Annotated in this window: 22 protein-coding genes; 11 read left to right on the forward strand and 11 right to left on the reverse strand. The window is 72.9% G+C overall.

The window, feature by feature from the left end:
- Positions 1-86 precede the first annotated feature (86 nt).
- Positions 87-1,556 carry an ankyrin repeat domain-containing protein gene (locus tag ACIBG6_RS24785; RefSeq protein ID WP_399224751.1) on the forward strand — a complete coding sequence of 490 codons (1,470 nt, stop codon included), beginning with the start codon at positions 87-89 and terminating at the stop codon, positions 1,554-1,556.
- 25 nt (positions 1,557-1,581) lie between these two features.
- Here the strand turns inward: ACIBG6_RS24785 and ACIBG6_RS24790 are convergent, their stop codons facing one another.
- Positions 1,582-2,007 carry a ribonuclease domain-containing protein gene (locus ACIBG6_RS24790; RefSeq protein WP_399224752.1) on the reverse strand — a complete coding sequence of 142 codons (426 nt, stop codon included), beginning with the start codon at positions 2,005-2,007 and terminating at the stop codon, positions 1,582-1,584.
- A 232-nt stretch (positions 2,008-2,239) separates the two neighbouring features.
- Between ACIBG6_RS24790 and ACIBG6_RS24795 the strand changes: the two genes are divergently transcribed.
- Positions 2,240-3,145 carry a tyrosine-protein phosphatase gene (locus ACIBG6_RS24795; RefSeq protein ID WP_399224754.1) on the forward strand — a complete coding sequence of 302 codons (906 nt, stop codon included), beginning with the start codon at positions 2,240-2,242 and terminating at the stop codon, positions 3,143-3,145.
- Here ACIBG6_RS24795 and ACIBG6_RS24800 read toward each other — a convergent pair.
- The 5 genes from ACIBG6_RS24800 to ACIBG6_RS24820 form a co-directional block, all read right to left on the reverse strand.
- Positions 3,073-4,815, reverse strand: a complete 1,743-nt coding sequence (locus ACIBG6_RS24800; protein WP_399224755.1) for a DEAD/DEAH box helicase — start codon at positions 4,813-4,815, stop codon at positions 3,073-3,075. The genes ACIBG6_RS24795 and ACIBG6_RS24800 overlap by 73 nt on opposite strands.
- 309 nt (positions 4,816-5,124) lie before the next feature.
- Entirely contained in the window at positions 5,125-5,745 is a 621-nt protein-coding gene (locus tag ACIBG6_RS24805; RefSeq protein ID WP_399224756.1) for a TetR/AcrR family transcriptional regulator, read from the reverse strand.
- Between the two features lie 48 nt (positions 5,746-5,793).
- Positions 5,794-6,330 carry a pyridoxamine 5'-phosphate oxidase family protein gene (locus tag ACIBG6_RS24810; protein ID WP_399224757.1) on the reverse strand — a complete coding sequence of 179 codons (537 nt, stop codon included), beginning with the start codon at positions 6,328-6,330 and terminating at the stop codon, positions 5,794-5,796.
- A 76-nt stretch (positions 6,331-6,406) separates the two neighbouring features.
- The gene (locus tag ACIBG6_RS24815) at positions 6,407-6,787 is read right to left on the reverse strand and encodes a VOC family protein (protein WP_399224758.1); all 381 of its coding nucleotides are present in this window, start codon (positions 6,785-6,787) and stop codon (positions 6,407-6,409) included.
- A 4-nt stretch (positions 6,788-6,791) separates the two neighbouring features.
- Positions 6,792-7,205: a MerR family transcriptional regulator gene (locus tag ACIBG6_RS24820; protein ID WP_399224759.1), complete on the reverse strand. Its 414-nt coding sequence runs from the start codon at positions 7,203-7,205 to the stop codon at positions 6,792-6,794.
- A 70-nt stretch (positions 7,206-7,275) separates the two neighbouring features.
- On the opposite strand from ACIBG6_RS24820, the gene ACIBG6_RS24825 reads away from it, so the two are divergent.
- Complete coding sequence (locus ACIBG6_RS24825) at positions 7,276-8,178, forward strand: aldo/keto reductase (protein WP_399224760.1); 903 nt, start codon at positions 7,276-7,278, stop codon at positions 8,176-8,178.
- 36 nt (positions 8,179-8,214) lie between these two features.
- Here the strand turns inward: ACIBG6_RS24825 and ACIBG6_RS24830 are convergent, their stop codons facing one another.
- Entirely contained in the window at positions 8,215-8,934 is a 720-nt protein-coding gene (locus ACIBG6_RS24830) for a VWA domain-containing protein (protein ID WP_399224761.1), read from the reverse strand.
- Positions 8,925-9,503: a PadR family transcriptional regulator gene (locus ACIBG6_RS24835; protein WP_399225031.1), complete on the reverse strand. Its 579-nt coding sequence runs from the start codon at positions 9,501-9,503 to the stop codon at positions 8,925-8,927. Before ACIBG6_RS24835 ends, ACIBG6_RS24830 begins: the two co-directional genes overlap by 10 nt.
- 150 nt (positions 9,504-9,653) lie before the next feature.
- On the opposite strand from ACIBG6_RS24835, the gene ACIBG6_RS24840 reads away from it, so the two are divergent.
- Entirely contained in the window at positions 9,654-10,778 is a 1,125-nt protein-coding gene (locus ACIBG6_RS24840; RefSeq protein WP_399224762.1) for an LLM class flavin-dependent oxidoreductase, read from the forward strand.
- Between the two features lie 109 nt (positions 10,779-10,887).
- Here the strand turns inward: ACIBG6_RS24840 and ACIBG6_RS24845 are convergent, their stop codons facing one another.
- From ACIBG6_RS24845 to ACIBG6_RS24855, 3 genes are all read right to left on the reverse strand, one after another.
- Positions 10,888-12,348: a glutamate synthase subunit beta gene (locus ACIBG6_RS24845; RefSeq protein ID WP_329624046.1), complete on the reverse strand. Its 1,461-nt coding sequence runs from the start codon at positions 12,346-12,348 to the stop codon at positions 10,888-10,890.
- Positions 12,341-16,930, reverse strand: coding sequence for a glutamate synthase large subunit (gene gltB, locus ACIBG6_RS24850; protein ID WP_399224763.1), 4,590 nt, complete (start codon positions 16,928-16,930; stop codon positions 12,341-12,343). The genes ACIBG6_RS24845 and gltB overlap by 8 nt, the downstream gene beginning before the upstream one ends.
- Before the next feature lie 499 nt (positions 16,931-17,429).
- Positions 17,430-18,158: a VIT1/CCC1 transporter family protein gene (locus tag ACIBG6_RS24855; protein WP_399224764.1), complete on the reverse strand. Its 729-nt coding sequence runs from the start codon at positions 18,156-18,158 to the stop codon at positions 17,430-17,432.
- Between the two features lie 267 nt (positions 18,159-18,425).
- Between ACIBG6_RS24855 and ACIBG6_RS24860 the strand changes: the two genes are divergently transcribed.
- From ACIBG6_RS24860 to ACIBG6_RS24890, 7 genes are read left to right on the forward strand one after another with little or no spacing between them, the layout of a single operon-like run.
- Positions 18,426-19,421 carry an ADP-ribosylglycohydrolase family protein gene (locus ACIBG6_RS24860; protein ID WP_024759535.1) on the forward strand — a complete coding sequence of 332 codons (996 nt, stop codon included), beginning with the start codon at positions 18,426-18,428 and terminating at the stop codon, positions 19,419-19,421.
- The gene (locus ACIBG6_RS24865; protein ID WP_399224765.1) at positions 19,418-21,022 is read left to right on the forward strand and encodes an ADP-ribosylglycohydrolase family protein; all 1,605 of its coding nucleotides are present in this window, start codon (positions 19,418-19,420) and stop codon (positions 21,020-21,022) included. Before ACIBG6_RS24860 ends, ACIBG6_RS24865 begins: the two co-directional genes overlap by 4 nt.
- Positions 20,988-22,154 carry an ADP-ribosylglycohydrolase family protein gene (locus ACIBG6_RS24870; protein WP_399224766.1) on the forward strand — a complete coding sequence of 389 codons (1,167 nt, stop codon included), beginning with the start codon at positions 20,988-20,990 and terminating at the stop codon, positions 22,152-22,154. The genes ACIBG6_RS24865 and ACIBG6_RS24870 overlap by 35 nt, the downstream gene beginning before the upstream one ends.
- Positions 22,151-23,629 (forward strand): ADP-ribosylglycohydrolase family protein, encoded by a 1,479-nt coding sequence (locus ACIBG6_RS24875; protein WP_399224767.1) that lies wholly within the window; start codon positions 22,151-22,153, stop codon positions 23,627-23,629. Before ACIBG6_RS24870 ends, ACIBG6_RS24875 begins: the two co-directional genes overlap by 4 nt.
- Positions 23,626-24,546, forward strand: a complete 921-nt coding sequence (rbsK, locus tag ACIBG6_RS24880) for a ribokinase (RefSeq protein WP_399224769.1) — start codon at positions 23,626-23,628, stop codon at positions 24,544-24,546. The genes ACIBG6_RS24875 and rbsK overlap by 4 nt, the downstream gene beginning before the upstream one ends.
- Entirely contained in the window at positions 24,543-25,775 is a 1,233-nt protein-coding gene (locus ACIBG6_RS24885; RefSeq protein ID WP_399224770.1) for a CaiB/BaiF CoA transferase family protein, read from the forward strand. Before rbsK ends, ACIBG6_RS24885 begins: the two co-directional genes overlap by 4 nt.
- Positions 25,772-26,587 (forward strand): HpcH/HpaI aldolase/citrate lyase family protein, encoded by an 816-nt coding sequence (locus ACIBG6_RS24890; RefSeq protein ID WP_399224771.1) that lies wholly within the window; start codon positions 25,772-25,774, stop codon positions 26,585-26,587. Before ACIBG6_RS24885 ends, ACIBG6_RS24890 begins: the two co-directional genes overlap by 4 nt.
- Positions 26,588-26,640 lie beyond the last annotated feature (53 nt).

The raw sequence follows: 26,640 nt of genomic DNA on the forward strand, positions 1-26,640 counted from the left end.
CGTGCGGGGACGCGGGAGCGCCCGGGCCCGCCGCCGTACGGGGAATGGATTTGCGCCATGTGCGGACGGCGCGTCAGGGTCGGCGCATGAGTACGTTGTTCGACGCCATCCGAGCCGGGGACGAGGACGGGGCCGTACGCGCCCTGCGGAGCGGGGCGGACCCCGAGGGCCGGGAGGACGGGGAGACCCCGCTGTACCGGGCCGCCGTCGGCGACGAGCCCGGGATCGTCCGGGTGCTGCTCGCCGCCGGGGCCGATCCGGGGCGGCGCAGCGGCGAGGGGGACAGCGACCTGCCCCTGTGCGGGGCGGCCTGCGGGGGGCACGCCGAGGTCGTCCGGGCGCTGCTCGCGGGCGGCGCGCCGGCCGACCAGGAGGAGGAGTTCGGCTTCACGGCGCTTGCCTGGGCGCTCCGGCTCGGCCACGCCGACACGGCGCGGGTGCTCCTGGAGCACGGCGCCGACCCTGACCGCCCGGGACCCGACGGTTTCCTCCCGCTCGTCGCCGCCGCCCGGCGCGGCTCCACCGCCAGCGTACGGGCGCTGCTCGACCACGGGGCGGCCGCCCCGGAGGCCGCGCTGCGGGAGGCGCGGCGGTGGATCGGCGCCGACATCGCGGCCGAGCTGCGGCGCGGGCTCGTCGCGGGGAACGACGGCGGGCAGACGTACGAGGCGGTCGTCCGCCGCGTCCGGGAGGACGGCGGGGTGACGGTCGTCGTCGAGCTGCTGCGGGAGGACGGCGCGCCCACGCGCGGCGACGAGCGGCAGACCGGTCACGCGGCGATCGCCACGCTCCTGGAGGCGGCGATCGGGCTGCGCACCCCGCACGAGGAACTCGCGGCGCGGGCGCTGCGCTGCGGGGACCCGGAGCTCGACGCCTGGACGACGGCGGTGGCCGAGCTGGCCGGCCGGGCCGACGAGGAGACCTTCGTGGCGGCGGCGGGCTGGTGCGCCTATCGCGATCCGCTGCGGCGGGCGCTCGGCGCGCGGGTGCTCGGCGCGCTGCCGGGCTTCGCGGCGAGCGCGCTGCCGATTCTGCGCCCGCTGACCGCGGAGGCCGTGCCCACGGCGCGGGAACCCCTGCTGTCGACGGTGCTCGCGCTCGGGGAGTGCGGGGACGCGGCGGCGGTGCCCGAGCTGCTCGCGGCGGCCGGGCATCCCGAGGCGGCGGTACGGCGGGCGGTCGCGGGGGCGTTGGCCGGGATCGTGCCGGCGGGGCACACCGAGGCCCTCGGGGTGCTCCTGGCGCTGAGCCGGGACGGCGACGCCCGGGTGCGGGACTGGGCGACGCTCGCCCTCGCCGAGCTGCCCGACGACACCCCTCTCGTACGGGAGGGGCTCGCCGAACGGCTGGGCGACGACGATCCGGAGACGGCGGCGGAGGCGGCGCGGGGCCTGGCGATCCGTCAGGACCCGCGGGCCGTGGACGCCTTGGCGACGATCCTCGCGGACGGCGACCCGGACGGCGCGGCGCGCGAGACGGCACTCGCCGCCCTCGAACACGTCCGGGACGCCCGGGTCAGGACCCGTCTGGAGTGGACGACCCCGCGCCGCGGCTGACGGGTGGGGTCGGCCGGAAGCCGGCTCAGCAGGTGTGGTCGACCAGGTCGAACGAGGCGTAGTGGTCGGCGGTGTAGTAGTCCTCCTGGAACGAGTCCCCGGTCACGATCCGGCGGGCACCGCGGGTGGAGACGCCCGGGGTCTTGACCGTGTACTCGTGGTAGTAGCCCAGCGAGTGGGACGGGAGGATCCCTTCCCGGTTCTGGAAGACGGAGCCGTCCTGGCGGTACGGGAAGGGGCCGCCCGCGTCGATCAGCCGCAGGGTCGTGTGGGCCTGGGACGGCAGGTCGGAGTAGCAGATGTCCCCGACGGCCGCGGTCGCCGCGAGCGAGGACGCGACGGTGGCGGGTGCGGGGGCCGGTGCGGCGGTGGCGGGGGCGCCGAGGAGGAGGGAGGAGAGGAGGGCGGCGGCGACACCGCCGGCGAGGGTGAATCGAGGGGGGATTCGCATGGCTGGATGATGACGCGCGTAGAGCGACCCTCGGAAGGCCAACCCGCTTCAATTCCCCGGACGTTCACCGCTCGTCACCACTCGTGCGGATGTCGTGCACGACGTTTCACCGATCACGAGCAGGCCTCTCCCGTACGGCCCTGGCGGCTGCTACCTTCCTCCCCAGTCGCCTAACAAACGTTTGGTGGGCCCGTCCGCCCGTCAGCCCGTATGTTCATGAGGGAGTCCGGCCATGCCCCTGTCCCGACGCGCGCTGCTCACCACCACCGGCGCCACCGCCCTGTTCACGGCCCTGCCGACGAACGCGCAGGCCCACGCGAAACCGCGAGCACCCCGGAACACGATCCGCCAGATCCCGCTCCAGGGCGCGGTCAACGTCCGTGACCTCGGCGGATACCGCACCTACGACGGCGGCCGGGTCCGCCACGGCCTCGCCTACCGGGGCGACCACCTCGGCAAGCTCACCGCCGCCGACCTCACCACCCTCGCCGGGCTCGGCCTCGGGACCGCCGTCGACCTGCGGATCCCGCTGGAGGTGCAGTACGACGGCGCCGACCGGCTGCCGGCCGGTACGGTCCCGGTCGCCCGGCCCATCACCGACAACGGTCTGTTCGGGCAGCTGATGGCCGCGATCGGCTCACGCGACCCGGTGCGGCAGGAGGAGATGCTCGGCGGCGGGCGGGCGGCCGCCTTCATGAGCGACGTGTACCGGACCTTCGTCACCGACGCCGCGAACCGGGCCGCGTTCGCCGAGAACCTGCGGGACCTGGGCGACCCCGCCCGGGGGCCGCTGCTCTTCCACTGCACCTCGGGCAAGGACCGCACCGGCTGGACCGGCTATCTCCTGCTCACCCTGCTGGGCGTGCCGACGGCGGCGGCCCGCGCCGACTACCTGGCCTCGAACACTATCCGCGCCGCCTACGACGCCAAGGTGCGCGAGGGACTCAAGCAGGGCGGGCTCATGCAGAACCCGGACCTGATCGTGCCGCTCCAGGAAGTGCGCCCGGAGTATCTCGACACCGCCCTCGACCAGGTCCGGGCCTCATACGGAAGCCTTCTCCGTTACTACTCCGTCGGCCTCGGCCTGGAGTTCCGCGACGTGCTGGCACTGCGGGAACGGCTCGTGCTCGGCGCCTGACGTCCGCCGCGGGCGGCTCCCGCCCCGGCACCGCGCCCCGCACCCGCACCCGCGCCGGAGCCGGCACCCCGGCCACCGCCGGTGCCGCGACCCGCACCGGCCGCGGCACGGCCCGTGCCGCCCGCGGAGCGCCCGGAGCCGCCCGCGGAGCCGGATCCACGGCCCGTGGACGTACCGGAGCCGGAGGCGCGCCCCGAGCCCATCGACGTGGTCGAGCCCGTCCCGCTTCCGCCACCGGCGGGCGCGGGACGGCGACGACGGCCTCGGCCGCCACCCGCACCGCTGCCACCGGCTCCCGCCGCCTTGCGCGGCTGGGTCGGCTGCGGCGTCTCGATGACGATCGGGACGCCGGAGGGCTCCTTGGCGCCGGTCAGGTCGGTCAGGTGCTGGTCGCTGGACTTGATCTGCGCCGTGCGCGGGCTGATCCCGGCGTTCGACATCAGCCGGCCCATGTCCCGCTTCTGCTCGGGCAGGACCAGGGTGAAGACGCTGCCGGACTCACCGGCGCGGGCGGTCCGGCCGCCGCGGTGCAGGTAGTCCTTGTGGTCCATCGGCGGGTCGACGTTCACGACCATGTCGAGGTCGTCGACGTGGATGCCGCGGGCCGCCACGTTCGTCGCGACGAGCGTGGTGACCTGGCCGGTCTTGAACTGGTCCAGGGTCCGGTTGCGCTGCGGCTGCGAGCGGCCGCCGTGCAGCCCCGAGGCCCGTACGCCGTTGGCGAGGAGCCGCTTGACCAGCCGGTCCACGGACCGCTTGGTGTCGAGGAAGAGGATCGTCCGGCCGTCGCGGGCCGCGATCTTCAGCGTGACGGCCTTCTTGTCGGTCTCGTCCATGACGTACAGGACGTGGTGCTCCATGGTGGTCACGGCACCGGCCGAGGGGTCGACCGAGTGCACGACCGGGTCGTCCAGGAACATCTTGACCAGTTTGTCGATGTTCCGGTCGAGCGTGGCCGAGAAGAGCAGCCGCTGGCCGCCCGGCTCGACCTGCTTGAGCAGCTTGGTGACCTGCGGCAGGAAGCCCATGTCGGCCATCTGGTCGGCCTCGTCGAGGACCGTGACGGCGACCTGGTCGAGTCGGCAGTCGCCGCGCTCGATGAGGTCCATGAGCCGGCCGGGCGTGGCGATGAGGACCTCGGCGCCGCGCCGCAGCGCGGAGGACTGCCGGGAGATCGACATGCCGCCGACGACCGTGGTGATCCGCAGGCGCAGGGCGCCGGCGTACGGGGTGAGGGCGTCGGTGACCTGCTGCGCGAGCTCGCGGGTGGGCACCAGGACCAGCGCGAGGGGCGCGGTCGGCTCGGCGCGGCGGCCGGCGGTGCGGGCGAGCAGCGCGAGGCCGAAGGCGAGGGTCTTGCCCGAGCCGGTACGGCCCCGGCCGAGGACGTCGCGCCCGGCGAGGGAGTTCGGCAGGGTCGCGGCCTGGATCGGGAACGGCTCCGTCACACCCTGCTCGCCCAGAATCCGCAGGAGGCCCTCGGGCATGTCCAGGTCGGCGAAGGAGGCCACCGCGGGGAGCGCGGGCGTCACCGTCTCCGGCGGGGTGAACTCGCTCGGCGGCGGGGGCGCGGTGGGACGACGGCCACCGCGGGAGGCCTTCGGCTGTGACGTGGACTTCGCCTGGGCGGTGCGGGGGCTGCGCTTGAAGGGGCGTTCGGAGCGGGTCATGCGTGCCTTCCTGGCCGGTGCTCGCGGCACAGCCGGGGCCCGCACCTGCACGATGCGGGCCCCGGCTGTTCTACCCGGAACACGTGAACGGGCCCCGGCTGTGTCTCCCGGAGCACGTGAACGGGCCCCGGCTGCTTCTCCCGGAACACGCGATACGCACTCCGGATGTCTCTACCGGAACAATAGTGCGCCTCAGGACCTTCCCGCCCCGCCCGACCGATGCCTGGACGGATCACACCAGGCCCGGGCGCCGCGACGTGGGCGACTTCACAGCCGTTCCGTGATCGTCGGAGGTGACCGGCCGGTCGGTCACGCGCGTACGGCGACTCCGTCCAGGACCATCGACAGGTACTGGCGGGCGATCTCCTCCGGGCTGTGCCCGCCGCCGGGCCGGTACCAGGACGCGGCGACCCAGACGGTGTCGCGCACGAACCGGTAGGTCAGCCGGACGTCCAGGTCGGCGCGGAACACCCCGGCCGCGACGCCGCGCTCCAGCGTGCCGAGCCAGGCCTTCTCGAACCTCTCCTGCGAGTCCACGAGGTAGTGGAAACGGGGCAGGTCGGTGAGGTGCCGGGACTCCTTCTGGTAGATGGCGACGGCGGCGCGATGCCGGTCGATCTCCCGGAAGGACTCGGTGACCAGCGCCTCGATGGTCTCGCGGGGCCCGAGCCCGGCGTCGAGGACGGCGTCGTACCCCTCCCACAGCTCGTTCAGGAAGCCGGAGAGGATCTCGTCGAGCATCGACTCCTTGGAGTCGAAGTGGTAGTAGAGGCTGCCGGCGAGCATGCCGGCGGCGTCCGCGATCTTGCGGACGGTGGTGGCGTTGTACCCCTGGGCGGCGAAGACCTCGGCCGCCGTGTCGAGGAGCTCACGGCGCCGCTCGGGCCCGGCGCTCACCTGGGTCTTCTTCTTGCTGGCAGTGTTCGGCACCCGCCCATTCTCGCCCCAGGGCGTGTCCGGCGGGCCCCGACCGGTGCCTCAGGACTCCTCGCGCGGCGGGCTGTCGTCGTTGCCGCGCCGGATCGTCCGCACGGGACGCCCGGGGGCCCAGGTCCGCAGGACCATCTCGTCGCCCTCCACCCGGATCCGTACGACCTCGGTGGGTTCCACCCGGAAGAGGTGGAAGGGCAGCGGCGCGCCCGCGTCGGCCGCGTACCGCTCGACGGTCTCCGGGTCGGTGATCTCGACCGCCCGCCCGGAGACGCGGACGTCCCCGCCGCCCATGCCGGTGCCGGAGCCGGGGTTGGCGAGCAGCGCGAAGCGGGGGTCGCGGCGCAGGTCGAGCGCCTTGCGGGAGTGCGGCATCATGCCGAGCCAGAGCTCGCCGAAGCGGAAGTCCGCCTCGATGCCGCTGAGCCGGGGCGAGCCGTCCTTCCGCACGGTGGCGAGCGCGTGGTGCGTGAACTGCCCGAAGCGCTCGCGCACGGCCGCGGCCAGCTCGGGTTCGGCGGCTTCGAAGGCCGACCAGGTGGCTGCGCCGGCTACGGCGGCTGCGGTGTGTCCCTTGTCTCCCATGACTCCAGGAAACACCGGATACCCGACATCCTCTGTCCGGATTACTCCGAAGGTCTCCCTGGGCTCAGCGCACTCCCTACGAGGTCGCGGCACGCTCCGCCGCGCTGCGCTCGACGCAGAACTCGTTGCCCTCCGGGTCCCCGAGGGTCGCCCAGCCGGTGCCGTCGGCGTTCCGCCGGTCGTCGAGGAGGGTGGCGCCGAAGGCGAGCAGCCGCTCGATCTCCTCGTCGCGGGTGCGGTCCTGCGGCTGGAGGTCGAGGTGGACGCGGTTCTTCACCGACTTCGCCTCGGGGACCTGGATGAAGAGGAGGCTCACACCGGGCGACTCGACGACGGCCTCGGGATCGCCGGGAAAGTCGTCGGCGCCGAGTTCCGCGTCCAGCGCCATGGCCCAGAAGCTCGCCAGGCCGTAAGCGTCGGCGCAGTCGATGGTGACGTGTCGTACGAGAGAAGTCATGGCGTCATGATCGCCCGCGCGTCCCGGAGTCGGCCACCGGAATACCCATCGCCCGGCCGTCGGCGGCGAGTTGCCGGTTCTCGGTGACCGCGACGAGCGCCGCGAGGGAGGACCGGGTGCCCTGGAGGCCGTGGATCTTCTCGTCGATGGCGTCGAGCTGGGCGACGAGCATCGGGCTGAGGCAGGGCTCGATCTCCGCCTCGCTGCCGCACACGCAGTCCAGGACCTCGGCGATGGCCCGGGTCGGCAGTCCGGCGCCGAGGAGGGCCCGGATGCGGCGGACGACGGCGGGGGCGTCGGGGCCGTACACGCGCTGCCCGCCCGGGGTCCGCTCCGAGGCGAGGAGGCCCTGCTCCTCGTAGTAGCGGAGCAGCCGGACGCCGACCCCGGTCTCGCGCGACAGCTCACCGATCTTCACTGTGACCCCCCTCACATCGGCCCGTTCCCGCTTGAAGCTCACACCGGTGTGAGCTCCTACGGTTCCGGACATGACGAACAACTCGAGCAACACGAGCAACACGAGCAACACGACGATATTCCAGCTCGGGGGCGACCTCCCGGTCCGGCGCATCGGCTACGGCACGATGCGCCTCGCCGACGGCCCCGGCGACCCGACGGGCCCCGAGGCCCGTATCTGGTCGGCCCCGGCCGACCGGGGGGCCGCGCTGGCCCTGCTGCGGACGGCCGCCGAGGCGGGCGTCACCCTCTTCGACACGGCCGACGCGTACGCGCTGGGGGCGGGCGAGGAGCTCCTCGCCGAGGCGCTCCGCCCCTACGGCGACACCGTCGCGGTGGCCACCAAGGTCGGCGTGGTCAGGCCCTCCCCCACCGAGTGGGTGCCGCTCGGCCACCCCGCCTATCTGCGCCAGCAGGCCGAGCTGAGCCTGCGCCGGCTGGGTACGGAGCGGATCGACCTGCTGTACCTGCACCGTCTCGACGAGAACTACCCGGTCGCCGAGCAGGTGGGGGCGTTGCGCCGGCTCCAGGAGGAGGGCAAGGTCCGGCACGTCGGCCTTTCCGAGGTGACGGTCGCCCAGCTGGAGGAGGCCGAGTCGGTCACCCCGATCGCGGCCGTGCAGAACCTCTACAACCTGGCGACCCGCGACCACGAGGCCGTGGTCGCGTACACGGCGGGACGCGGCATCGCCTTCGTCCCCTTCTTCCCGATCGCCATGGGCGGGCACGCGGGGCCGGACGGCCCGGTGGCGCGCGTCGCCCGCGAGGTCGGCGCCACCCCGTCCCAGACGGCCCTGGCCTGGCTCCTGCACCGGGCCCCGCACATCCTCCCCATCCCCGGTACGTCCTCGGCGACGCACCTCCTGGAGAACCTGGGCGCGCTCGATCTCACACTCACTGAGGAGCAGTTCGCGCGGCTTGGGGAGGAAGGCTGAAGCCGACGAACCCAGCCGGACCGGGGCGTGGGCGGTTCAGGAGCGGACGATGCCCTGGGCCCGGGCCACGGCGAGCCAGGCGGGGAAGTCGGCGACGAGCCGGTCGTACAGCTCCGCGTCCGGCACCCGGTTCGGGTCCTGGCCCGCGTGGAAGAAGCCGGCGTTGTCGATCGGCCGCTTCGCCGGTACGTCCAGCTCGTCGAGCTTGCGCAGGAAGTCGAACTGCCGGCTGCCGGGGTCGCCGAAGCCGATGAACTGCCAGAAGAGCGGCAGCCGGGCCGCCTTGCACACGTACCGCTCGGCGGCCGGCTTGTCGATGGGCCCGCCGTCGGTCTGGAAGACGACCAGCGCGGGGGCGGTGGAGCCGCTGTCCAGGTAGTGGTCGATGACGGCGTCCATGGCCAGGTGGTAGCTGGTCCTGCCCATGTGGCCGAGCCCGGCGACGATCCGGTCGATGCTGCCGGCGTGGTCGTCGAGCCGGATCTCGGTCTCGGCGTCGATGTCGGTGGAGAAGAAGACGACCGGCACGCGGCCGTCGTCGTCGAAGTGCGCGGAGAGCCCCAACACCCGATCGGCGAAGGCCTGGACGGTGCCGTCGGCGTAGTACGGCTTCATCGACCCCGAGTAGTCGACGACCAGGTAGACGGCGACCCGCTGCCCGTCCATGCCGTGCCGCCGGAGCGACTCCCCCGCCGATTTGTAGAGGCCGGCCAGCGCGGGCGCGCTCTCCTCGACCTTCCGCAGGCTCATGGCCATGGCCGCTCCTCGCCCTTCCCCTTCTCCCAGTGCTCGATGTCCGCGAGCATGGCGTCGGCCAGGTCGCGCTCGGCCGCGTAGTACCGCTCGGCCCAGGTGAGGGTGAGCCGGGGGTACGCCCACGCCTCGTCGGTCCCGGCGTCCGCCGCGTCGGCTTCCGCACGCAGCCGCATGCCCTCGGCGTACTCCCGGTGTCCGGCCAGGATCTCGCGCATCCGGTCGGGTTCGAGGAGATGGCCCAGCCAGAGCCGCAGCATCGGCCCGTGCTTGAGGACGGGCGGGTCGAGGGGGGCCGTGCGGGCCCAGGTGCGGACGGCGGCGAGGCCCTCGTCGGTGATCCGGTAGACGCGCTTGTCGCGCGTGCCGGCCTCGGGTGCGACCAGGCGCGAGGTGGCGTAGCCGGTTTTCTCCAGTCGTTTGAGCTCGCTGTAGATCTGGCTGAAGGAAGGGCTCCAGTAGAAGAGGCGCAGTGACCGGTCGGACCATTTCTTGAGGTCGTAGCCGGACAACTCCCTTCCGAAGGAGAGCAGTCCGAGCACGGCCCAGCTGGTCGCCGGAAGCCCGGGCAGCGCCTCCGGGGCCCCCTCCGTCTTCTCGTCCACGGCGGAAGTGTACGGCGCTTCCCTCTTCCACCTATGCCTGCTAGAAGTATTTCGATTAGGCATATCTGTCGCAGCGCAGCCTCAGCCGCAGCCGCACAGGTTCGGGAGGAGCTCACCGTGAAGTTCTCCATGATCTTCGAAGCACAGCTCGTCGACCCCACCCCCGCACGCGAACGCGCGGTCATCCACGACTGCGTCGAACAGGCCGTCCTCGCCGAGGAGATGGGGTTCGACCGCGTCTGGGCGGTCGAGCACCACTCCCTCACCCGGTACGCCCACATGAGCGCGTCCGAGATCTTCCTGACCTGGGTCGCCGCCCGCACGCGGACCATCCGCGTCGGGCACGGCGTGGTCACCATGCCCTTCGGGTACCAGCACCCCGTCCGGGTCGCCGAACGCGCCGCCATGCTCGACGTGCTCTCCGGCGGCCGCCTCGACGTCGGCGCCGGCCGGGGCGCGACCCGTCAGGAGATGCGGATGTTCGGGGTGGACCCCGAGGACACCCGGCCGCAGATGGAGGAGGCCCTGCGGATCTTCGCCGCGGCGTGGCGCGAGCCGGAATTCGAGTGGCACGGCTCCCTCGACATCGGCCCCGGCGCGGTCCTGCCGCGCCCCGTGCAGCATCCGCACCCGCCGCTCTTCATGGCCTGCTCGCAGCACGACTCGCTCCGGCAGGCGGCCGAACTCGGCATCGGCGCCCTGGTGATGGGGTTCGCGGGCGCCGACGACGTCCGCGCGATGCGCGCGGTGTACGACGAGACCATCGCCGTACGGGACGGATCGCGGTTCGTCTCCACCGAGGTCAACGACCACTTCTCCGCCCTCTGCCCGACGATCGTCCTGGACGACGCCGACCGCGCCCTGCGGCTCGGCACACGCGGCCAGCGCTTCTTCGCCGAGTCGATCGCCCACTGGTACGGCGGCGCCCCGGCGCCCACCGGTTACGCGGAGGACGAGGACCACGCGGGCGCTCTGGAGGAGGAGCGGCGGAAGCTGGTGGCCCGGCTGCACGAGGCGAACATCCCGGCCCGGCCGGTCGACACCGGCACGTACAACACCGACCACGCGTACGGAGACTCCGCGACCGCGATCGCCTACGTGGAGCGGCTGCGGGAGATCGGCGTGGACGAGGTGATGTGCCTGATCCAGATGGGCACGGTGCCGCAGGAGGCCTGCCTGGAGACCATCCGCCAGTGGGGCACGAAGGTCATCCCCCACTTCCGCGGGCCGAAGAACCTGTAACGGGAGCGCCGCGGCGCCCTCCCAGTCGTCCGGTCGGGGACATTCGGGGGGCGCCGCGCTCAGTTCCGTACGTCGTTGTACGGGACGTCTCTGGGGTGATCCGGCGGGATCAGACCGTCAGCGAACGGTCCGTCGGGCGGATCGGGGCCGGCAGCGAGCTGGCTCCGGTCAGGTAGCGGTCCACGCCACGGGCGGCGGAGCGGCCCTCGGCGATGGCCCACACGATGAGGGACTGGCCGCGACCCGCGTCACCGGCGACGTACACGCCATCGACGTTGGTGGCGAAGTCCGCGTCACGGGCGATGTTACCCCGCGCATCCAGGTCCAGACCAAACTGGGCGACCAGACCGTTCTCCACGTCCGTGCCGGTGAAGCCCATCGCGAGCGTGACCAGCTGGGCGGGGATCTTGCGCTCCGTGCCCGGCTTCTGGGTCAGCTTGCCCTCGACGAACTCGACCTCGACGAGGTGGAGGAACTGGACGTTGCCGTCCTCGTCGCCCTCGAAGTGGGTGGTGGAGACGGAGTAGACCCGCTCGCCGCCCTCCTCGTGCGCCGAGGTGACCTTGTACAGCATGGGGAAGGTCGGCCAGGGCTGGCCGGCGTTCCGGTCCTCGCCCGGTCGCGGCATGATCTCCAGCTGCGTGACCGAGGCCGCGCCCTGGCGGTGCGCCGTACCGACGCAGTCCGCGCCGGTGTCGCCGCCGCCGATGACCACGACGTGCTTGCCCTCGGCGGTGATCGGCGGGGCAACGAAGTCGCCCTCGACGACCTTGTTCGCCAGCGGCAGGTACTCCATCGCCTGGTGGATGCCGTTGAGCTCGCGGCCCGGGACGGGCAGGTCACGCGCGGTGGTGGCGCCGGCGGCGATGACCACGGCGTCGAACCGCTTGCGCAGGTCCGTCGACGTCAGGTCGCGGCCGATCTCGATGCCGGTACGGAACTTGGTGCCCTCCGCGCGCATCTGCTCGATGCGGCGGTTGATGTGCCGCTTCTCCATCTTGAACTCGGGGATGCCGTAGCGCAGCAGGCCGCCGATGCGGTCGGCGCGCTCGTACACGACCACGGTGTGGCCGGCCCGGGTCAGCTGCTGGGCGGCGGCGAGACCCGCCGGGCCCGAGCCGATGACGGCGGCGGTCTTGCCGGACAGGCGCTCGGGCACCTGCGGCTTGACGTCGTTGGCGTCCCAGGCCTTGTCGATGATGGAGACTTCGACGTTCTTGATGGTGACGGCCGGCTGGTTGATGCCGAGCACGCACGCCGACTCGCACGGTGCCGGGCACAGGCGGCCGGTGAACTCCGGGAAGTTGTTGGTGGCGTGCAGACGCTCCTGCGCCGCCGACCAGTCCTCGCGGTAGGCGTAGTCGTTCCACTCGGGGATCAGGTTCCCGAGGGGGCAGCCGTTGTGGCAGAACGGGATGCCGCAGTCCATGCAGCGGCCGGCCTGCTTGCTGATGATCGGCAGCAGGGAGCCGGGAACGTAGACCTCGTTCCAGTCTCTGACTCGCTCGCCCACCGGCCGGGTCTTGGCGACCTCGCGCCCGGTGGTCAGGAAGCCCTTGGGGTCAGCCATTGGTCGCCGCCTCCATCATCTTCTCGGTGGTCTCGGTCTCGGAGAGACCGGCGAGCTCAGCGGCGTCCTTGGCGGCGAGCACTGCCTTGTACGTGGTGGGGATGATCTTGCTGAACCGGGCCGCCGCGGCGTCCCAGTCGGCGAGGAGCTTCTCCGCGACCGTCGAGCCGGTCTCCTCCTGGTGGCGGCGCACGACGTCGTGCAGCCACGCCTTGTCGGAGTCCGACGGGGTCTCGACCGCTCCCAGGTTGCCGGAGTTGACGTTGTCCCGGTCGAGGTCGATGACGTAGGCGACACCGCCCGACATGCCCGCCGCGAAGTTGCGGCCGGTCTCGCCGAGGACGACCGCCGTACCGCCGGTCATGTACTCGCAGCCGTGGTCGCCCACGCCCTCCGAGACGACCAGCGCGCCGGAGTTGCGGACGCAGAAGCGCTCGCCGGTGCGGCCGCGCAGGAACAGCTCGCCGCCGGTCGCGCCGTAGCCGATCGTGTTGCCCGCGATGGTCGAGTACTCGGCCAGGTGGTCGGCGCCGCGGTCCGGGCGGACGACGACGCGGCCGCCGGAGAGGCCCTTGCCGACGTAGTCGTTCGCGTCGCCCTCCAGGCGGAGGGTGACACCGCTCGGCAGGAAGGCGCCGAAGGACTGGCCGGCGGAACCGGTGAAGGTGATGTCGATGGTGTCGGCCGGGAGGCCGGCGCCACCGAACTTCTTCGTCACCTGGTGGCCGAGCATGGTGCCCACGGTCCGGTTGATGTTGCGGATCGCGACCTGGGCGCGGACCGGCTGCGCCTCCTCGGCGGAGGCGGCGTTGAGGGCCTCGGCGGCGAGCTGGATCAGCTCGTTGTCGAGGGCCTTCTCCAGACCGTGGTCCTGCTCGATCAGGGCGTGGCGGACCGCGCCCTCGGGCAGCTCGGGCACGTAGAAGAGCGGCTCCAGGTCGAGACCCTGCGCCTTCCAGTGCGTGACGGCACGGCTGGTGTCGAGCAGCTCGGCGTGGCCGACGGCCTCTTCGATGGTGCGGAAGCCCAGCTCGGCGAGGAGCTCGCGGACCTCCTCGGCGATGAACTCGAAGAAGTTGACGACGTACTCGGCCTTGCCGGAGAACCGGTCGCGCAGCGCCGGGTTCTGGGTGGCGATGCCCACCGGGCAGGTGTCGAGGTGGCAGACGCGCATCATGACGCAGCCGGAGACGACGAGCGGCGCGGTCGCGAAACCGAACTCCTCGGCGCCGAGGAGCGCGGCGATGACGACGTCACGGCCGGTCTTGAGCTGACCGTCGGTCTGGACGACGATGCGGTCGCGCAGGCCGTTGAGCAGCAGGGTCTGCTGGGTCTCGGCGAGGCCGAGCTCCCAGGGGCCGCCCGCGTGCTTCAGGGAGGTCAGCGGGGAGGCGCCCGTTCCGCCGTCGTGGCCGGAGATGAGGACGACGTCCGCGTGGGCCTTGGAGACACCGGCGGCGACCGTGCCGACGCCGACCTCGGAGACCAGCTTCACGTGGATGCGGGCGACCGGGTTGGCGTTCTTGAGGTCGTGGATCAGCTGAGCCAGGTCCTCGATGGAGTAGATGTCGTGGTGCGGCGGCGGCGAGATCAGGCCGACGCCGGGCGTCGAGTGACGCGTCTTGGCGACCCACGGGTAGACCTTGTGGCCGGGCAGCTGGCCGCCCTCGCCGGGCTTGGCGCCCTGCGCCATCTTGATCTGGATGTCGTCGGCGTTGACCAGGTACTCGCTGGTGACGCCGAAGCGGCCGGACGCGACCTGCTTGATGGAGGAGCGGCGCGCCGGGTCGTACAGGCGGTCCGGGTCCTCACCGCCCTCACCGGTGTTGGACTTGGCGCCCAGCTGGTTCATGGCGATGGCGAGGGTCTCGTGCGCCTCGCGGGAGATGGAGCCGTACGACATGGCGCCGGTCGAGAACCGCTTGACGATCTCGCTGACGGGCTCGACCTCGTCGACGGAGATCGACGGGCGGTCGGCGGTGATGCCGAAGAGGCCGCGGAGCGTCATGAGGCGCTCGGACTGCTCGTTCACCCGCTCCGTGTACTGCTTGAAGATGTCGTACCGCTTGTTGCGCGTGGCGTGCTGGAGGCGGAAGACGGTCTCCGGGTCGAACAGGTGCGGCTCGCCCTCGCGGCGCCACTGGTACTCGCCGCCTATGTCCAGGGCGCGGTGCGCCGAGGGGACGCCGGAGACGGGGTACGCCTTGACGTGGCGGGCGGCGACCTCCTTGGCGACGACGTCGAGGTCGGCGCCGCCGATCTTGGTGGCCGTGCCGTTGAAGTACGTGGCGACGAAGCCGGCGTCGAGGCCGACGGCCTCGAAGACCTGCGCGCCGCGGTAGGAGGCGACGGTCGAGATGCCCATCTTCGACATGACCTTGAGGACGCCCTTGCCGAGGGCGTAGATCAGGTTCCGGATGGCCTGCTCGGGCTCCATGTCCTCGATGAAGGTGCCGGCGCGGACCAGGTCCTCGACGGACTCCATGGCGAGGTACGGGTTGACCGCAGCGGCGCCGTAGCCGATGAGCAGGGCGACGTGGTGGACCTCGCGGACGTCACCGGCCTCGACGAGCAGACCCACCTTGGTGCGCTGCTTGGTACGGATGAGGTGGTGGTGGACGGCCGAGGTGAGCAGCAGCGACGGGATCGGCGCGTGCTCGGCGTCGGAGTGCCGGTCGGAGAGCACGATCAGGCGGGCGCCGCCCTCGATCGCGGTGTCGGCCTCGGCACAGATCGCCTCGATGCGGGCCGCGAGGGCCTCGCTGCCGCCGGAGACCCGGTAGAGACCGGAGAGGGTCACGGCCTTCATGCCGGGCATGTCGCCGTCGGCGTTGATGTGGATGAGCTTGGCCAGCTCGTCGTTGTCGATCACCGGGAAGGGCAGGGTGACGCTGCGACACGACACGGAGGTCGGGTCGAGCAGGTTGCCCTGGGGGCCCAGCGAGGAGCGGAGGCTCGTCACGAGCTCCTCGCGGATGGCGTCAAGGGGAGGGTTGGTGACCTGCGCGAAGAGCTGGGTGAAGTAGTCGAAGAGCAGCCGCGGGCGGGCGGACAGGGCCGCGATCGGCGAGTCCGTGCCCATGGAGCCGAGGGGCTCGCCGCCGGTGCGGGCCATCGGGGCGAGGATGACGCGGAGCTCTTCCTCGGTGTAGCCGAAGGTCTGCTGGCGGCGGGTGACCGAGGCGTGGGTGTGCACGATGTGCTCGCGCTCGGGGAGGTCGGAGAGCTCGATCTCGCCGGTCTCCAGCCACTCCGCGTACGGGTTCTCGGCGGCGAGACCGGCCTTGATCTCGTCGTCCTCGATGATCCGGTGCTGGGCGGTGTCGACGAGGAACATCTTGCCGGGCTGGAGGCGGCCCTTGCGGACGACCTTGGCGGGGTCGATGTCGAGGACGCCGACCTCGGAGGAGAGGACGACGAGGCCCTCGTCGGTGACCCAGTAGCGGCCGGGGCGCAGACCGTTGCGGTCGAGGACCGCGCCGACCTGGACGCCGTCGGTGAAGGTGACGCAGGCCGGTCCGTCCCAGGGCTCCATCATCGTGGAGTGGTACTGGTAGAAGGCACGGCGGGCCGGGTCCATGGACTCGTGGTTCTCCCACGCCTCCGGGACCATCATCAGGACCGCGTGCGGCAGGGAACGGCCGCCGAGGTGGAGCAGCTCCAGGACCTCGTCGAAGGAGGCCGAGTCCGAGGCGTCCGGGGTGCAGATCGGGAAGATCCGGTCCAGCGAACCCTCTCCGAGGATGTCGGAGTCGAGCTGCGCCTCGCGGGCGGTCATCCAGTTCCGGTTGCCCTTGACGGTGTTGATCTCACCGTTGTGGGCGACGAAGCGGTACGGGTGGGCCAGCGGCCAGCTCGGGAAGGTGTTGGTGGAGAACCGGGAGTGGACCAGGGCCACGGCGGAGGCGCAGCGGCGGTCCGACAGGTCCGGGAAGAAGGGCTCCAGCTGGCCGGTGGTCAGCATGCCCTTGTAGACGATCGTGCGGGCGGAGAGCGACGGGAAGTAGGTCCCGGCCTCACGCTCGGCGCGCTTGCGCAGCACGAACGCCTTGCGGTCCAGCGCGATGCCCGTGCTCTCGCCTCCCCCAGAGCCTTCGGCCTGGGAGGTACCCCCAGCCACGAAGAGCTGGCGGAAGACCGGCATGGTGGAGCGGGCGGAGGCGCCGAGCAGCTCCGGGGCGACGGGGACCTCGCGCCAGCCGAGGACGGTGAGGCCCTCTTCGCCGGCGATGGTCTCGATCTTCGAGACGATCTCGTCCGTGCCGTCCTCGGGGAGGAAGGCGATGCCGACGGCGTACGCGCCGGCTTCGGGGAGCTCGAATCCGGCGACCTCGCGGAGGAAGGCGTCCGGGACCTGGAAAAGGATGCCGGCGCCGTCGCCGGAGTCGGGCTCGGAGCCGGTGGCGCCGCGGTGCTCGAGGTTGCGCAGTACGGTCAGCGCCTGCTCGACCAGCGCGTGGCTGGCTACACCGGTGAGGGTGGCCACGAACCCGACACCACAGGCGTCGTGTTCGTTACGGGGGTCGTACATCCCCTGCGGAGCGGGGCGACCGTCCATGGGCGACCAGGCGTCGGAACGCATCGGCTCTCCCGTCGTCGTATTGGCATATGTAACTGCCGAGGGACGACGTTGGCCCTCCGCGAAATTTCGTGCAGGTTACATGATGGCTGGCTTCTCGCGAAGTGGATAGCTCATTCCAGCATGCGGACACCACCGACACGCAGTGGTGGTGCGTTCTCACCTATGGGATGCGGGAACGGGGAGCGTTCTCGCAGGGGACGGACCGGGGGGAGCCGGAGGATCTCCGGACTTCAAGCGGTCCGTCACTGAGTGGGCCTCATTGCCCAACGACGCTCATGCCTCATTCCCGTTGGTCACGGGTTCGAAACCGCCGAGTAACCGGCTACTTATGTGGCGTCGTGCATAGTGTCTCACCGCAACGGCGGATCGAGCCAGGGATATACGTCACAGCCGATACGGGCCTTATGCCCCGAAAAGGTGCCCCGAAATGCCGGAAAGGCCCCTTACGAGGCCCTCCCGATCTTCCTTACGGCTACGGAATCCGTTCCGATATCCGGAGCTACAGCGCCGCTCCGAAGAACATCCCGAGCCCGTACGTGACGGCGGCCGCTGCCCCGCCCAGGACGAGCTGGCGCAGCCCGCTGAAGAGCCAGCCGCGGGCGGTCACCCGGGCCACCAGCGCGCCGCAGGCGAAGAGCCCGAGGAGCGCGAGCAGCACGGCGGGCCAGAGCGCGGTCGCCCCGAGCAGGAACGGCAACACGGGCAGCAGGGCGCCGAGCGCGAAGGAGCCGAAGGACGACACGGCGGCGACCATCGGCGACGGCAGGTCGTCCGGATCGATGCCGAGCTCCTCGCGGGCGTGGATCTCCAGGGCCTGCTCGGGGTCCTTCGACAACTGCATCGCGACCTCGCGGGCGAGCGCGGGCTCGACACCCCGGGACACGTACAGCGCGGCCAGCTCCTCCATCTCGTCGATGGGGTGCTTGCGCAACTGGCGACGCTCGACGTCCAGTTCCGCCTGGACGAGCTCGCGCTGCGAGGCCACGGAGGTGTACTCGCCGGCCGCCATGGAGAAGGCACCGGCGGCGAGTCCCGCGACACCGGTGATGACCACGGTCTGCGTGGACACCGCGCCGCCGGCGACGCCGGTCATCAGGGCGAGGTTGGAGACGAGGCCGTCCATCGCGCCGAACACCGCGGGGCGCAGCCAACCGCCGTTCACGTCACGGTGCGTGTGGTTGTCGCGGTGGGCCTCGTGCAGTGGTGCCTGGGCTTCGATGATGGACATGACTCTCCCCTTGTTCCGGCGGGCCGGGGTGCACCCGCCGCCCCCAACACCTCGAAAATACGCGCGATGTAAGGGTCCTGCCAGCAAGGCAGGCCGTACTTACTAAGGCCCGCCTTAGGAGTTGCGTGCCGGGTGAACCTGATTCTGGCGAGGTGTCAGCCGGGTGACAGAGACGTTTCTTCGGCGAGTTCGCGGCCCGCGGTGGCACAGATCCAGGCATCGGGGCGCGCCGAACCGCGCGCCCCCACCGAGGAAGGGGCCGCGAGAATGACGACCACGGCATGCGACACGCGTGAACGGGCGAGAGGGGCGCTCCTCGGCCTCGCCGTCGGCGACGCCCTCGGAGCCCCCGCGGAGAACATGCGCCCTTCGGAGATCCGCCGCCGGTGGGGCCGCATCGAGGGCTTCGTGACGGACCGTCCGGCGGGCACCGACGACACCGAGTACGCGATCTTCTCGGCCCTGCTCCTCGCCCGGCACGGCTCGGCGCTCACCGTCCACCACGTCGAACGGGCCTGGCACCACTGGATCGCCGACCTCGACGAAGGCCCCTTCCGCGGCGCGGGCTTCTCGGAGCGCGGCACGCTGGAGAACCTTCGCCGGGGGCTCGCCGCGCCCATCTCCGCCCAGCACCGTCACGCCTGGAGCGACGGGCTCGCGATGCGCGCCGCGCCGTTCGGGGTCTTCGCCGCCGGACGCCCGGCAGAGGCGGCGCGCCTCGTCGCGATCGACGGCAGCGTCAGCCACGAGGGAGAGGGCATCTACGGGGGCCAGGCCGTCGCGGCGGGCGTCGCGGCGGCGATGGCGGGCGCGGGGGTGACCTCGATCATCGCGGCGGCCCTGTCCGTCGTCCCGATGGACTCCTGGACGGCCCGCTCCCTGCGCCGCGCGGTCGTCGCCGCCCAGCGCGTCCAGCCGGACCCGCTCACCCGCGAGCGGCAGGTCCGCTCGGCGGTCGTCATCGGCGGCTACCCGTGGACGGACCTGGCGCCGGAGGCGGTGGGCCTGGCCTTCGGCGCCTTCGCGGCGGCCCGCGGGGACTTCCGTACGGCGGTCCTGACCGCGGTCAACATGGGCCGCGACGCCGACACGACGGCAGCGGTCGCCGGCGCCCTGGCCGGAGCGATGTCGGGCGCTCCGGCGATCCCGGAGGAATGGGCGACGGCGATCGCCCCGGTCACCGGCAGCTGCCTGCCCTCCATGCGCGGCTACCACGTCCTGGACGTCGCGGACCTTCTGACCCCGGAGGAAACCCTGTCATGAGCGCCGACACCACGACGGAACCCACGACCGCCGACACGGCCACCCCCGCCACGAGCGCCGCTCACGCGACGCCCGCTGCGATCACCGCCCCTGCGGTCGCGTCCGCCGCGGGCACCGCCGTGGGCACTCCCGCCACCACCGCCGCGGGCACCGCCCCTGCGGTCGCGTCCGCCGCGGGCACTCCCGCCGCCACCGCTGTGGGCCATCGTCCCGCAGGGCTGGGGGAACCTCCCCTGCGAAGCTCTGGGGGAGGGTGGGCACAGCCCCCGATGCCGGGTTCCGGCCTCCTGTTCGGTGACCCCGAGGCCCCGGCGGCCCCGGTGCCGGGCGCACAGCTCACGCCCCCGCTCCCGGGCGCCGACACACTGGACCCCGCCCCGGTGCGGGGCACCGGTTCATGGGGCGGCGCCCACGAGGCCCCCCGGCCACAGGCCCCGCCCAGGGCCGGCCGCGACGCCGTCGAGGGCCTCCTCCTCGGGCTCGCCGCAGGCGACGCCGCCGGCTGGCCCGCCGCCCGCCACCGCGCCGCCCGCATGCCGGAGTGGACCCGCCGCCTCACCCGCGAGCTCGACACCTTCGCCGAGCAGAACGCGACGACCACCCTCCCCGTCCCCATCGCCCTCAACCAGCCCCCCGAGCCCCTCCGCCTCGGCCCCTCCGACGACGCCGAGTGGGCGGCCTTCACCGCCGAGGCGATCCTCACCGCCTCCGGCCCCGTCTTCGCCGGCCTCCCCCCGGAGCGCCGCATCCGCGCCGCCGTCGACCTCGCCTGGAACGCCCTCGCCGGCCAGGTCGCCGCCGCCGCCGACCGCGCCCCCGAGGTCGAGTCCGCCATCCTCCCGCTCCGCGCCCGGATCTCCGTACGCGCCGGGCTCGGCAACCTCGCCACCGGCCTGCGCCCGCCCGCCACCGGCCACGACAACCCGCACTACTTCGACGACGCCGCCTGCGTCCGCGCCGTCGTCCTCGCCGTCGTCCACCCCGGCGACCCGCGCGCCGCCGCCGAACTCGCCGAGTTCGACGCCCGGTACACCCAGGACGGCGACGGCGTCCACGGCGCCCGCGCGATGGCGGCGGCCATCGCCGCGGCGCTCGGCGGGGGGACGGTCGGCGAGGCCGTCGAGGCGGCGCTCGCCGAACTCCCGCAGGTCACCGAGATCGGCCGCAACGCCCGGTACGCGGTGAAGCTGGCCCAGACGGCCGGTTCGGCCTTCGAACTGGTCCCGCTCCTGGAGCACCAGATCGTGGACCACGTCTACAGCTACGGGATCGCCGCGGCCGAGACCGTCCCGGTCGCCCTGGCCCTCGCCACCGCCGCCCGGGGCGAGATGACGGCCGCGGTACCGGCCGCCGTCTGCCTCTCCCGCGTCGCGGACTCCGCCCCCGCGCTCGCGGGTGCGCTCACCGGGGCGCTGGGCGGCGGCCGTTCGGTGCCGGCGACCTGGCGCGAGGCCTGCCGGACGCTGGCGGGGTGCGCGCTGCCGAGGTTCGCTGGGACGGATCTGGTCGAACTCGCCGGGCTGCTAGGAGCCACGGAACCGACCACCTCAGGTGGACAATTCCGACATGACCCCCACACTGGATGTGCCCACCCTGGATGACCGGATCACCGGCAGCCTCCTCGGGGCCGCCGTCGGCGACGCGCTCGGCGGCCCCGTCGAGGGCTACACCCCCCAGCAGATCCTGGAACGTCACGGCGGCCGCGTCACCGGCATCGTCCGCCCGTGGAACGGCGACGGCTGGCGCACCGCCCGCCCCATCGCGCCGTACCACAAGGGCGACGGGCACGTCACCGACGACACCTTGATGACCCACGCCCTGATCCGGGTGTACGAGAAGGTCCGCGGCCACCTCGACGCGTACGCGGTCGCGGACTTCCTCGTCCCCGAACTCATGGGCGCCCCCGTCTGGATCCCGGAGCTGGAGGCCGAGGCGCTCCCCCTCCAGCGGATCTTCCTCGCCGAGAAGTGGCTCGTGGCACGGCTCCACTACGGCCACGTGGACCCGCGCGAGGCCGGTGACGGCAACATCGTCAACTGCGGCGCCGCGATGTACATGGCACCGGTCGGACTCGTCAACGCCGCCCACCCGGCGGCCGCCTACGCCGAGGCCCTGGACGTCGCGGGCGCGCACCAGTCGTCGTACGGCCGGGAGGCGGCGGGCGTGTTCGCGGCGGCGGTAGCGGCGGCGTGCGCACCGGGCGCCACGCCTCGCACGGTCGTCGACACCGTCCTGTCTCTCGCCAAGGACGGCACGAGGTCGGCGATCGAAGCGGTCGCCGAAGTGGCGGCCCGCCACACGGACTTCGAGTCCGCGCTCGCCCCGCTCCGGACGGCGGTGGCCCCCTTCGACACGGTCGGACCGGACTACCGCTCCCCGTCCCTGGGAGCCCGCCGCCCGTCTCGCCTGCACGCGATCGAGGAACTCCCCATCGCCCTCGGCATGCTCCTCGTCGGCGAGGGCGACTACCGCCGTACGGTCCTGGGGTCGGTCAACTACGGGCGTGACTGCGACTCGATCGCCACGATGGCGGGCGCGATCGTGGGCGCGCTGCACGGCGAGTCCGCCGTCCCCGCCGACTGGGCGAAACGCGTCGCGGAGGCGAGCCGGCTCGACCTGCACGCCCCGGCGGCGGCACTGGCCAGGGTGACGCGCGAGGTCTTCGCCCAGGACGAGGAGGCGCGCCGGGCGCACGAGGCGGCGTTCGCGACACTGACGAGCGCGGACCGGTGAACCTCCGGCTGACCTGGGTGCAGCCGGAGGACCTGGTGGGCCACGAGCTCCGCCTGGCGGGGGAGGACGGCCGCGACGCCCGCGCGATCGCCGGCCGCTGGTACGCGGCGGGCGGCCCCCCGGCCCCGGAGACGGCCGGCGCCTCCGCCGCACCCCGCCCGGACCTCCGCCCCCTCGCAGAGGAACTCCTGGACACCCTGGCGTCCCTCCCCACCCCTTCCTCGCACCACGAACCGACGTCACTCCCGAGCATCCAGGCCCTGACGACCCCCCTCACCACTTCTCCCCGCGACCCTGCCGGAACCGACGGCGAAGCCCCGCGACTCCACCCGCGTGAAGCGCCGGGACCCCGGGGGGTCGGGGGCGGCGATCCCGGTCTCGTCAGGGTTTCGGGAAGGGGCGGGGTGGGGGAAAGCGACGCCCTCCTCCACCGGCTGCACGCCGCCTGGCTCGGGCGGGCCGTGGGGTGTCTGCTCGGCAAGCCCGTCGAGAAGCTGCCCCTCCCCGCCATCCGCGCCCTCGCCCGCGCCGCCGGCAACTGGCCCCTCTCCACCTGGTTCACCGCCCGCGGCGTACCACCTGAGCTGCTCGCCGCCCACCCCTGGAACCGTCGGTCCGCCACCACCTCCCTCGCCGAGAACATCGACGGGATGCCCGAGGACGACGACCTCAACTACCCCCTCCTCAATCTGCTGCTCCTCCAGCGGTACGGCCGCGACTTCACCACCGCCGACGTCGCCCGCCTCTGGCTCGACGAACTCCCCGCAGGCCGCACCTTCACCGCCGAGCGCGTCGCCTACCGCAACCTCCTCGACGGCGTCGAGCCCCCGCTCACCGCCGTCCGCCGCAACCCCTTCCGCGAGTGGATCGGCGCCCAGATCCGGGCGGACGTCCACGGCTGGACCCACCCGGGCGACCCGGTCGCCGCCGCCGCGCAGGCCTACCGGGACGCGGCGCTCACCCACACCACGAACGGCGTCTACGGCGCCATGTTCGTCGCCGCCACCCTCGCCGCCGCCGCGACCGGCACCGCCGACGTCCACCGGTCGCTCGCAGCCGGCTTGACCGTGATCCCGCCGCGCTCCCGCCTCGCCGAGGCCGTTCGCCTCGGCATCGACTCCGCCCGCGCCCACGACGACTTCGACACGGTCGTCGACCGCCTGCACGCGGGGCTCGGCGGGTACCACTGGGTCCATGCCGTCCCCAACGCCGCCCTCCTCGCCGCCGCCCTCACCCACGGCGACGGCGACTTCTCCCGCTCCGTCTGCGCGGCGGTGTCGGGCGGCTGGGACACCGACTCCAACGGCGCCACCGCCGGTTCGGTCGCCGGGCTGCTCGCCGGTCACCCCGACCGGCTGCCGGAACGCTGGACCACCCCTCTCAAGAACCGTCTCGCGACCTCGGTCCCGTCGTTCGACGGCATCGGCTTCGACACCCTGGCCGAACTGACACATCTGGAGGCAGTACGCCCATGACCAGCATCGTCGTACTCGGCAGCATGAACATGGACCTCGTCGCCTACGTACCGAGGGCCCCCGCCCGCGGCGAGACGGTCACCGGCCGCGCGTTCCGCACGGTCCCCGGCGGCAAGGGCGCCAACCAGGCGGTGGCCGCCGCCCGCGCCGGAGCCGAGGTGGCGATGATCGGCGCGGTCGGCGCGGACGACTTCGGCGCACGCCTCCGGGCCAACCTGGAGCACTGCGCGGTCGACACCGACCTCCTGCGGACCGCCGAGGGCCCCTCCGGCACCGCCCACATCGTCGTCGACGACGAGGGTGGCAATGCGATCGTCGTCGTCCCCGGCGCCAACGCCGCCGTCACCTCCCTCAGCCACGGCGACGAAGCCCTCATCGGCACCGCCGACACCCTGCTCCTCCAGCTCGAACTCCCCCTCTCCGTCGTCACCGAGGGCGCCGCGACCGCCCGCCGCCTCGGCGTCCGCACCGTCCTCACGCCCGCCCCCGCCCAGCCGCTCCCTCCCGAACTCCTCGCCGCCACCGACCTGCTGGTCCCCAACGAGCACGAGGCCGCCGCGCTCACCGGACTGACCGACCCGCGCGCCGCCGCCCAGGCCCTGCTGCGGGACGTCCCCGAGGTCGTCGTCACGCTGGGCGCGGCCGGCAGCCTGTACGCGGCACGGGGCGCCGAGCCGGTCACCGTGCCCGCCCCCCGCGTCAGGGCCGTGGACACCACCGCCGCCGGCGACACCTTCGTCGGTGCCCTCGCGGTCGCCCTCGGCGAGGGCCGGCCCGTCCCGGAGGCGCTCGCCTGGGCGCAGACCGCCGCCGCGCTGTCCGTCCAGCGCGAGGGCGCGTCGACCTCGATGCCGTACCGGACCGAGATCGAGGCGGCCTTCGGCTCCCTCGACGACCTGGAGGCCGACCCCGTATGACGACCACCCCACAGACCGCCGCCCCGCACAGCGCCGCTCCCCCCGCGCCTCCCCTCCACGGACTGCGCGTCCTGGACCTCGCGACCCTCTTCGCCGGACCGATCGCCGCGACGATGCTCGGCGACTTCGGCGCCGAGGTCATCAAGGTCGAGCACCCCCGCAAGCCCGATCCGTCCCGCGGCCACGGCCCCGCCAAGGACGGCGTCGGTCTGTGGTGGAAGGTCCTCGGCCGGAACAAGCGGACGATGACCCTCGACCTCTCCGCGCCGGGCGGCCGCGACACGCTCCTCAAGCTCGCCGCCGAAGCCGACGTGATCGTGGAGAACTTCCGCCCCGGCACCCTGGAACGCTGGGGTCTGGGCTGGGAGGAGCTCTCCACCGTCAACCCGCGTCTCGTCCTCGCCCGCGTCACCGGCTTCGGCCAGTTCGGCCCGTACGCCCACCGCCCCGGCTTCGGCACCCTCGCCGAGGCGATGAGCGGCTTCGCCTCCATCACCGGCGAGCCCGACGGCCCGCCCACCCTGCCCCCCTTCGGCCTGGCCGACTCGATCGCCGCCCTCGCCACCGCGTACGCGGTGATGACCGCGCTCACCGCCAGGAACACGACCGGCCGCGGCCAGGTCGTCGACATGGCGATCATCGAACCGATGCTCTCCGTCATCGGACCCCACCCCCTCTGGTACGACCAGCTCGGCTACGTCCAGCCCCGCACCGGCAACCGCTCCCGCAACAACGCCCCGCGCAACACCTACCGGACCGCCGACGGCTCCTGGGTGGCCGTCTCCACCTCGGCCCAGTCGATCGCCGAGCGCGTGCTGCGGCTCGTCGGGCGTCCGGAGCTCGTCGACGAGCCGTGGTTCGCCGACGGCACGGGCCGCGCCGAGCACGCGGACGTCCTGGACGAGGCGGTCGGCACCTGGATCGCGCGCCACACCCGCGACGAGGCCATGGCCTGCTTCGAGAAGGCCGAGGCCGCCATCGCCCCGGTCTACGACATCCGGGACGTCCTCGACGATCCGCAGTACCAGGCGCTCGGCACCGTCACCGAGGTGCAGGACCCGGAGCTCGGCCCGATCAGGATGCAGAACGTGCTCTTCCGGCTCTCCGAGACTCCCGGGGCGATCCGCTGGCCCGGCCGCCCCCACGGCGCCGACACCGACGGCGTCCTCACCGAGCTCGGCCTCACGCCCGCCGAGATCGACGCCCTCCGCGCCCAGGGAGCGGTATGAACGATATGGAGCGCCTGCGCACTCCCCTCACCTGGCTGTACGTCCCCGGCGACCGCCCCGAGGTCGTGTGCAAGGCCCTGTCCTCCGGCGCCGACGTCGTCATCGTCGACCTGGAGGACGCGGTCGCCCCGCACCGGAAGGCGTACGCCCTCGACGCCACGGTCGATCTGCTCGCCGACGCCCACCCCGTCCCGGTGCACGTCCGCGTCCACTCCCCGCTCGACATCCCCACCCTGGCCCCCCTCCCCGGCCTCTGCGGTCTCCGTGTACCCAAGGTGACACACGCCACTGACATCCACCGGATCGCCGGCCTCGCCCCCGGTCTCCCCCTCTACCCGCTCCTGGAGAACGCCCTCGCCGTGGAGCACGCCTATGCCATCGCCACCGCCCACCCCGACGTGCGCGGCATCGCGCTCGGCGAGGCCGACCTCCGCGCCGACCTCGGGGTACGGGACGACCGCGGGCTCGACTGGCCGCGCAGCCGCGTCGTGGTCGCCGCCCGCGCGGCCGCCCTGCCCCCGCCCGCCCAGTCGGTCCACCCCGACATCGGCGACCTGGACGCCCTGGCCTCCGGCTGTGCCCGGGGCCGGGCGATGGGCTTCCTCGGCCGGGCCGCGATCCACCCCCGCCAGCTCCCCGTCATCGAGCGGGCCTACCTCCCCACCCCGGAGGAGGTCGACGCGGCGCGGGAGGTCGTCGCGGCGGCGGCGACCGGCCGGGGCGCCCTGGCCCTCCCCGACGGCCGTTTCGTCGACGCGGCGGTCGTGGAGGGCGCCCACCGGGTCCTCGCCCTCGCCTCCCGCACGGCCTGACCCCCTGCATGCGAAAGGGCCGCCGGAACCTCTCGGTCCCGACGGCCCTTCGA

The organism is Streptomyces sp. NPDC050842 (genome assembly GCF_044456565.1).
In the GTDB taxonomy this organism is placed as follows: domain Bacteria; phylum Actinomycetota; class Actinomycetes; order Streptomycetales; family Streptomycetaceae; genus Streptomyces.

Coding starts and splice junctions, on each gene's coding strand:
- ACIBG6_RS24785 (WP_399224751.1), top strand. CDS start 87: ATGAGTACGTTGTTCGACGCCATCCGAGCCGGGGACGAGGACGGGGCC.
- ACIBG6_RS24790 (WP_399224752.1), bottom strand. CDS start 2,007: ATGCGAATCCCCCCTCGATTCACCCTCGCCGGCGGTGTCGCCGCCGCC.
- ACIBG6_RS24795 (WP_399224754.1), top strand. CDS start 2,240: ATGCCCCTGTCCCGACGCGCGCTGCTCACCACCACCGGCGCCACCGCC.
- ACIBG6_RS24800 (WP_399224755.1), bottom strand. CDS start 4,815: ATGACCCGCTCCGAACGCCCCTTCAAGCGCAGCCCCCGCACCGCCCAG.
- ACIBG6_RS24810 (WP_399224757.1), bottom strand. CDS start 6,330: ATGGGAGACAAGGGACACACCGCAGCCGCCGTAGCCGGCGCAGCCACC.
- ACIBG6_RS24815 (WP_399224758.1), bottom strand. CDS start 6,787: ATGACTTCTCTCGTACGACACGTCACCATCGACTGCGCCGACGCTTAC.
- ACIBG6_RS24825 (WP_399224760.1), top strand. CDS start 7,276: ATGACGAACAACTCGAGCAACACGAGCAACACGAGCAACACGACGATA.
- ACIBG6_RS24830 (WP_399224761.1), bottom strand. CDS start 8,934: ATGGCCATGAGCCTGCGGAAGGTCGAGGAGAGCGCGCCCGCGCTGGCC.
- ACIBG6_RS24845 (WP_329624046.1), bottom strand. CDS start 12,348: ATGGCTGACCCCAAGGGCTTCCTGACCACCGGGCGCGAGGTCGCCAAG.
- gltB (WP_399224763.1), bottom strand. CDS start 16,930: ATGCGTTCCGACGCCTGGTCGCCCATGGACGGTCGCCCCGCTCCGCAG.
- ACIBG6_RS24855 (WP_399224764.1), bottom strand. CDS start 18,158: ATGTCCATCATCGAAGCCCAGGCACCACTGCACGAGGCCCACCGCGAC.
- ACIBG6_RS24860 (WP_024759535.1), top strand. CDS start 18,426: ATGACGACCACGGCATGCGACACGCGTGAACGGGCGAGAGGGGCGCTC.
- ACIBG6_RS24865 (WP_399224765.1), top strand. CDS start 19,418: ATGAGCGCCGACACCACGACGGAACCCACGACCGCCGACACGGCCACC.
- ACIBG6_RS24870 (WP_399224766.1), top strand. CDS start 20,988: ATGACCCCCACACTGGATGTGCCCACCCTGGATGACCGGATCACCGGC.
- rbsK (WP_399224769.1), top strand. CDS start 23,626: ATGACCAGCATCGTCGTACTCGGCAGCATGAACATGGACCTCGTCGCC.
- ACIBG6_RS24885 (WP_399224770.1), top strand. CDS start 24,543: ATGACGACCACCCCACAGACCGCCGCCCCGCACAGCGCCGCTCCCCCC.
- ACIBG6_RS24890 (WP_399224771.1), top strand. CDS start 25,772: ATGAACGATATGGAGCGCCTGCGCACTCCCCTCACCTGGCTGTACGTC.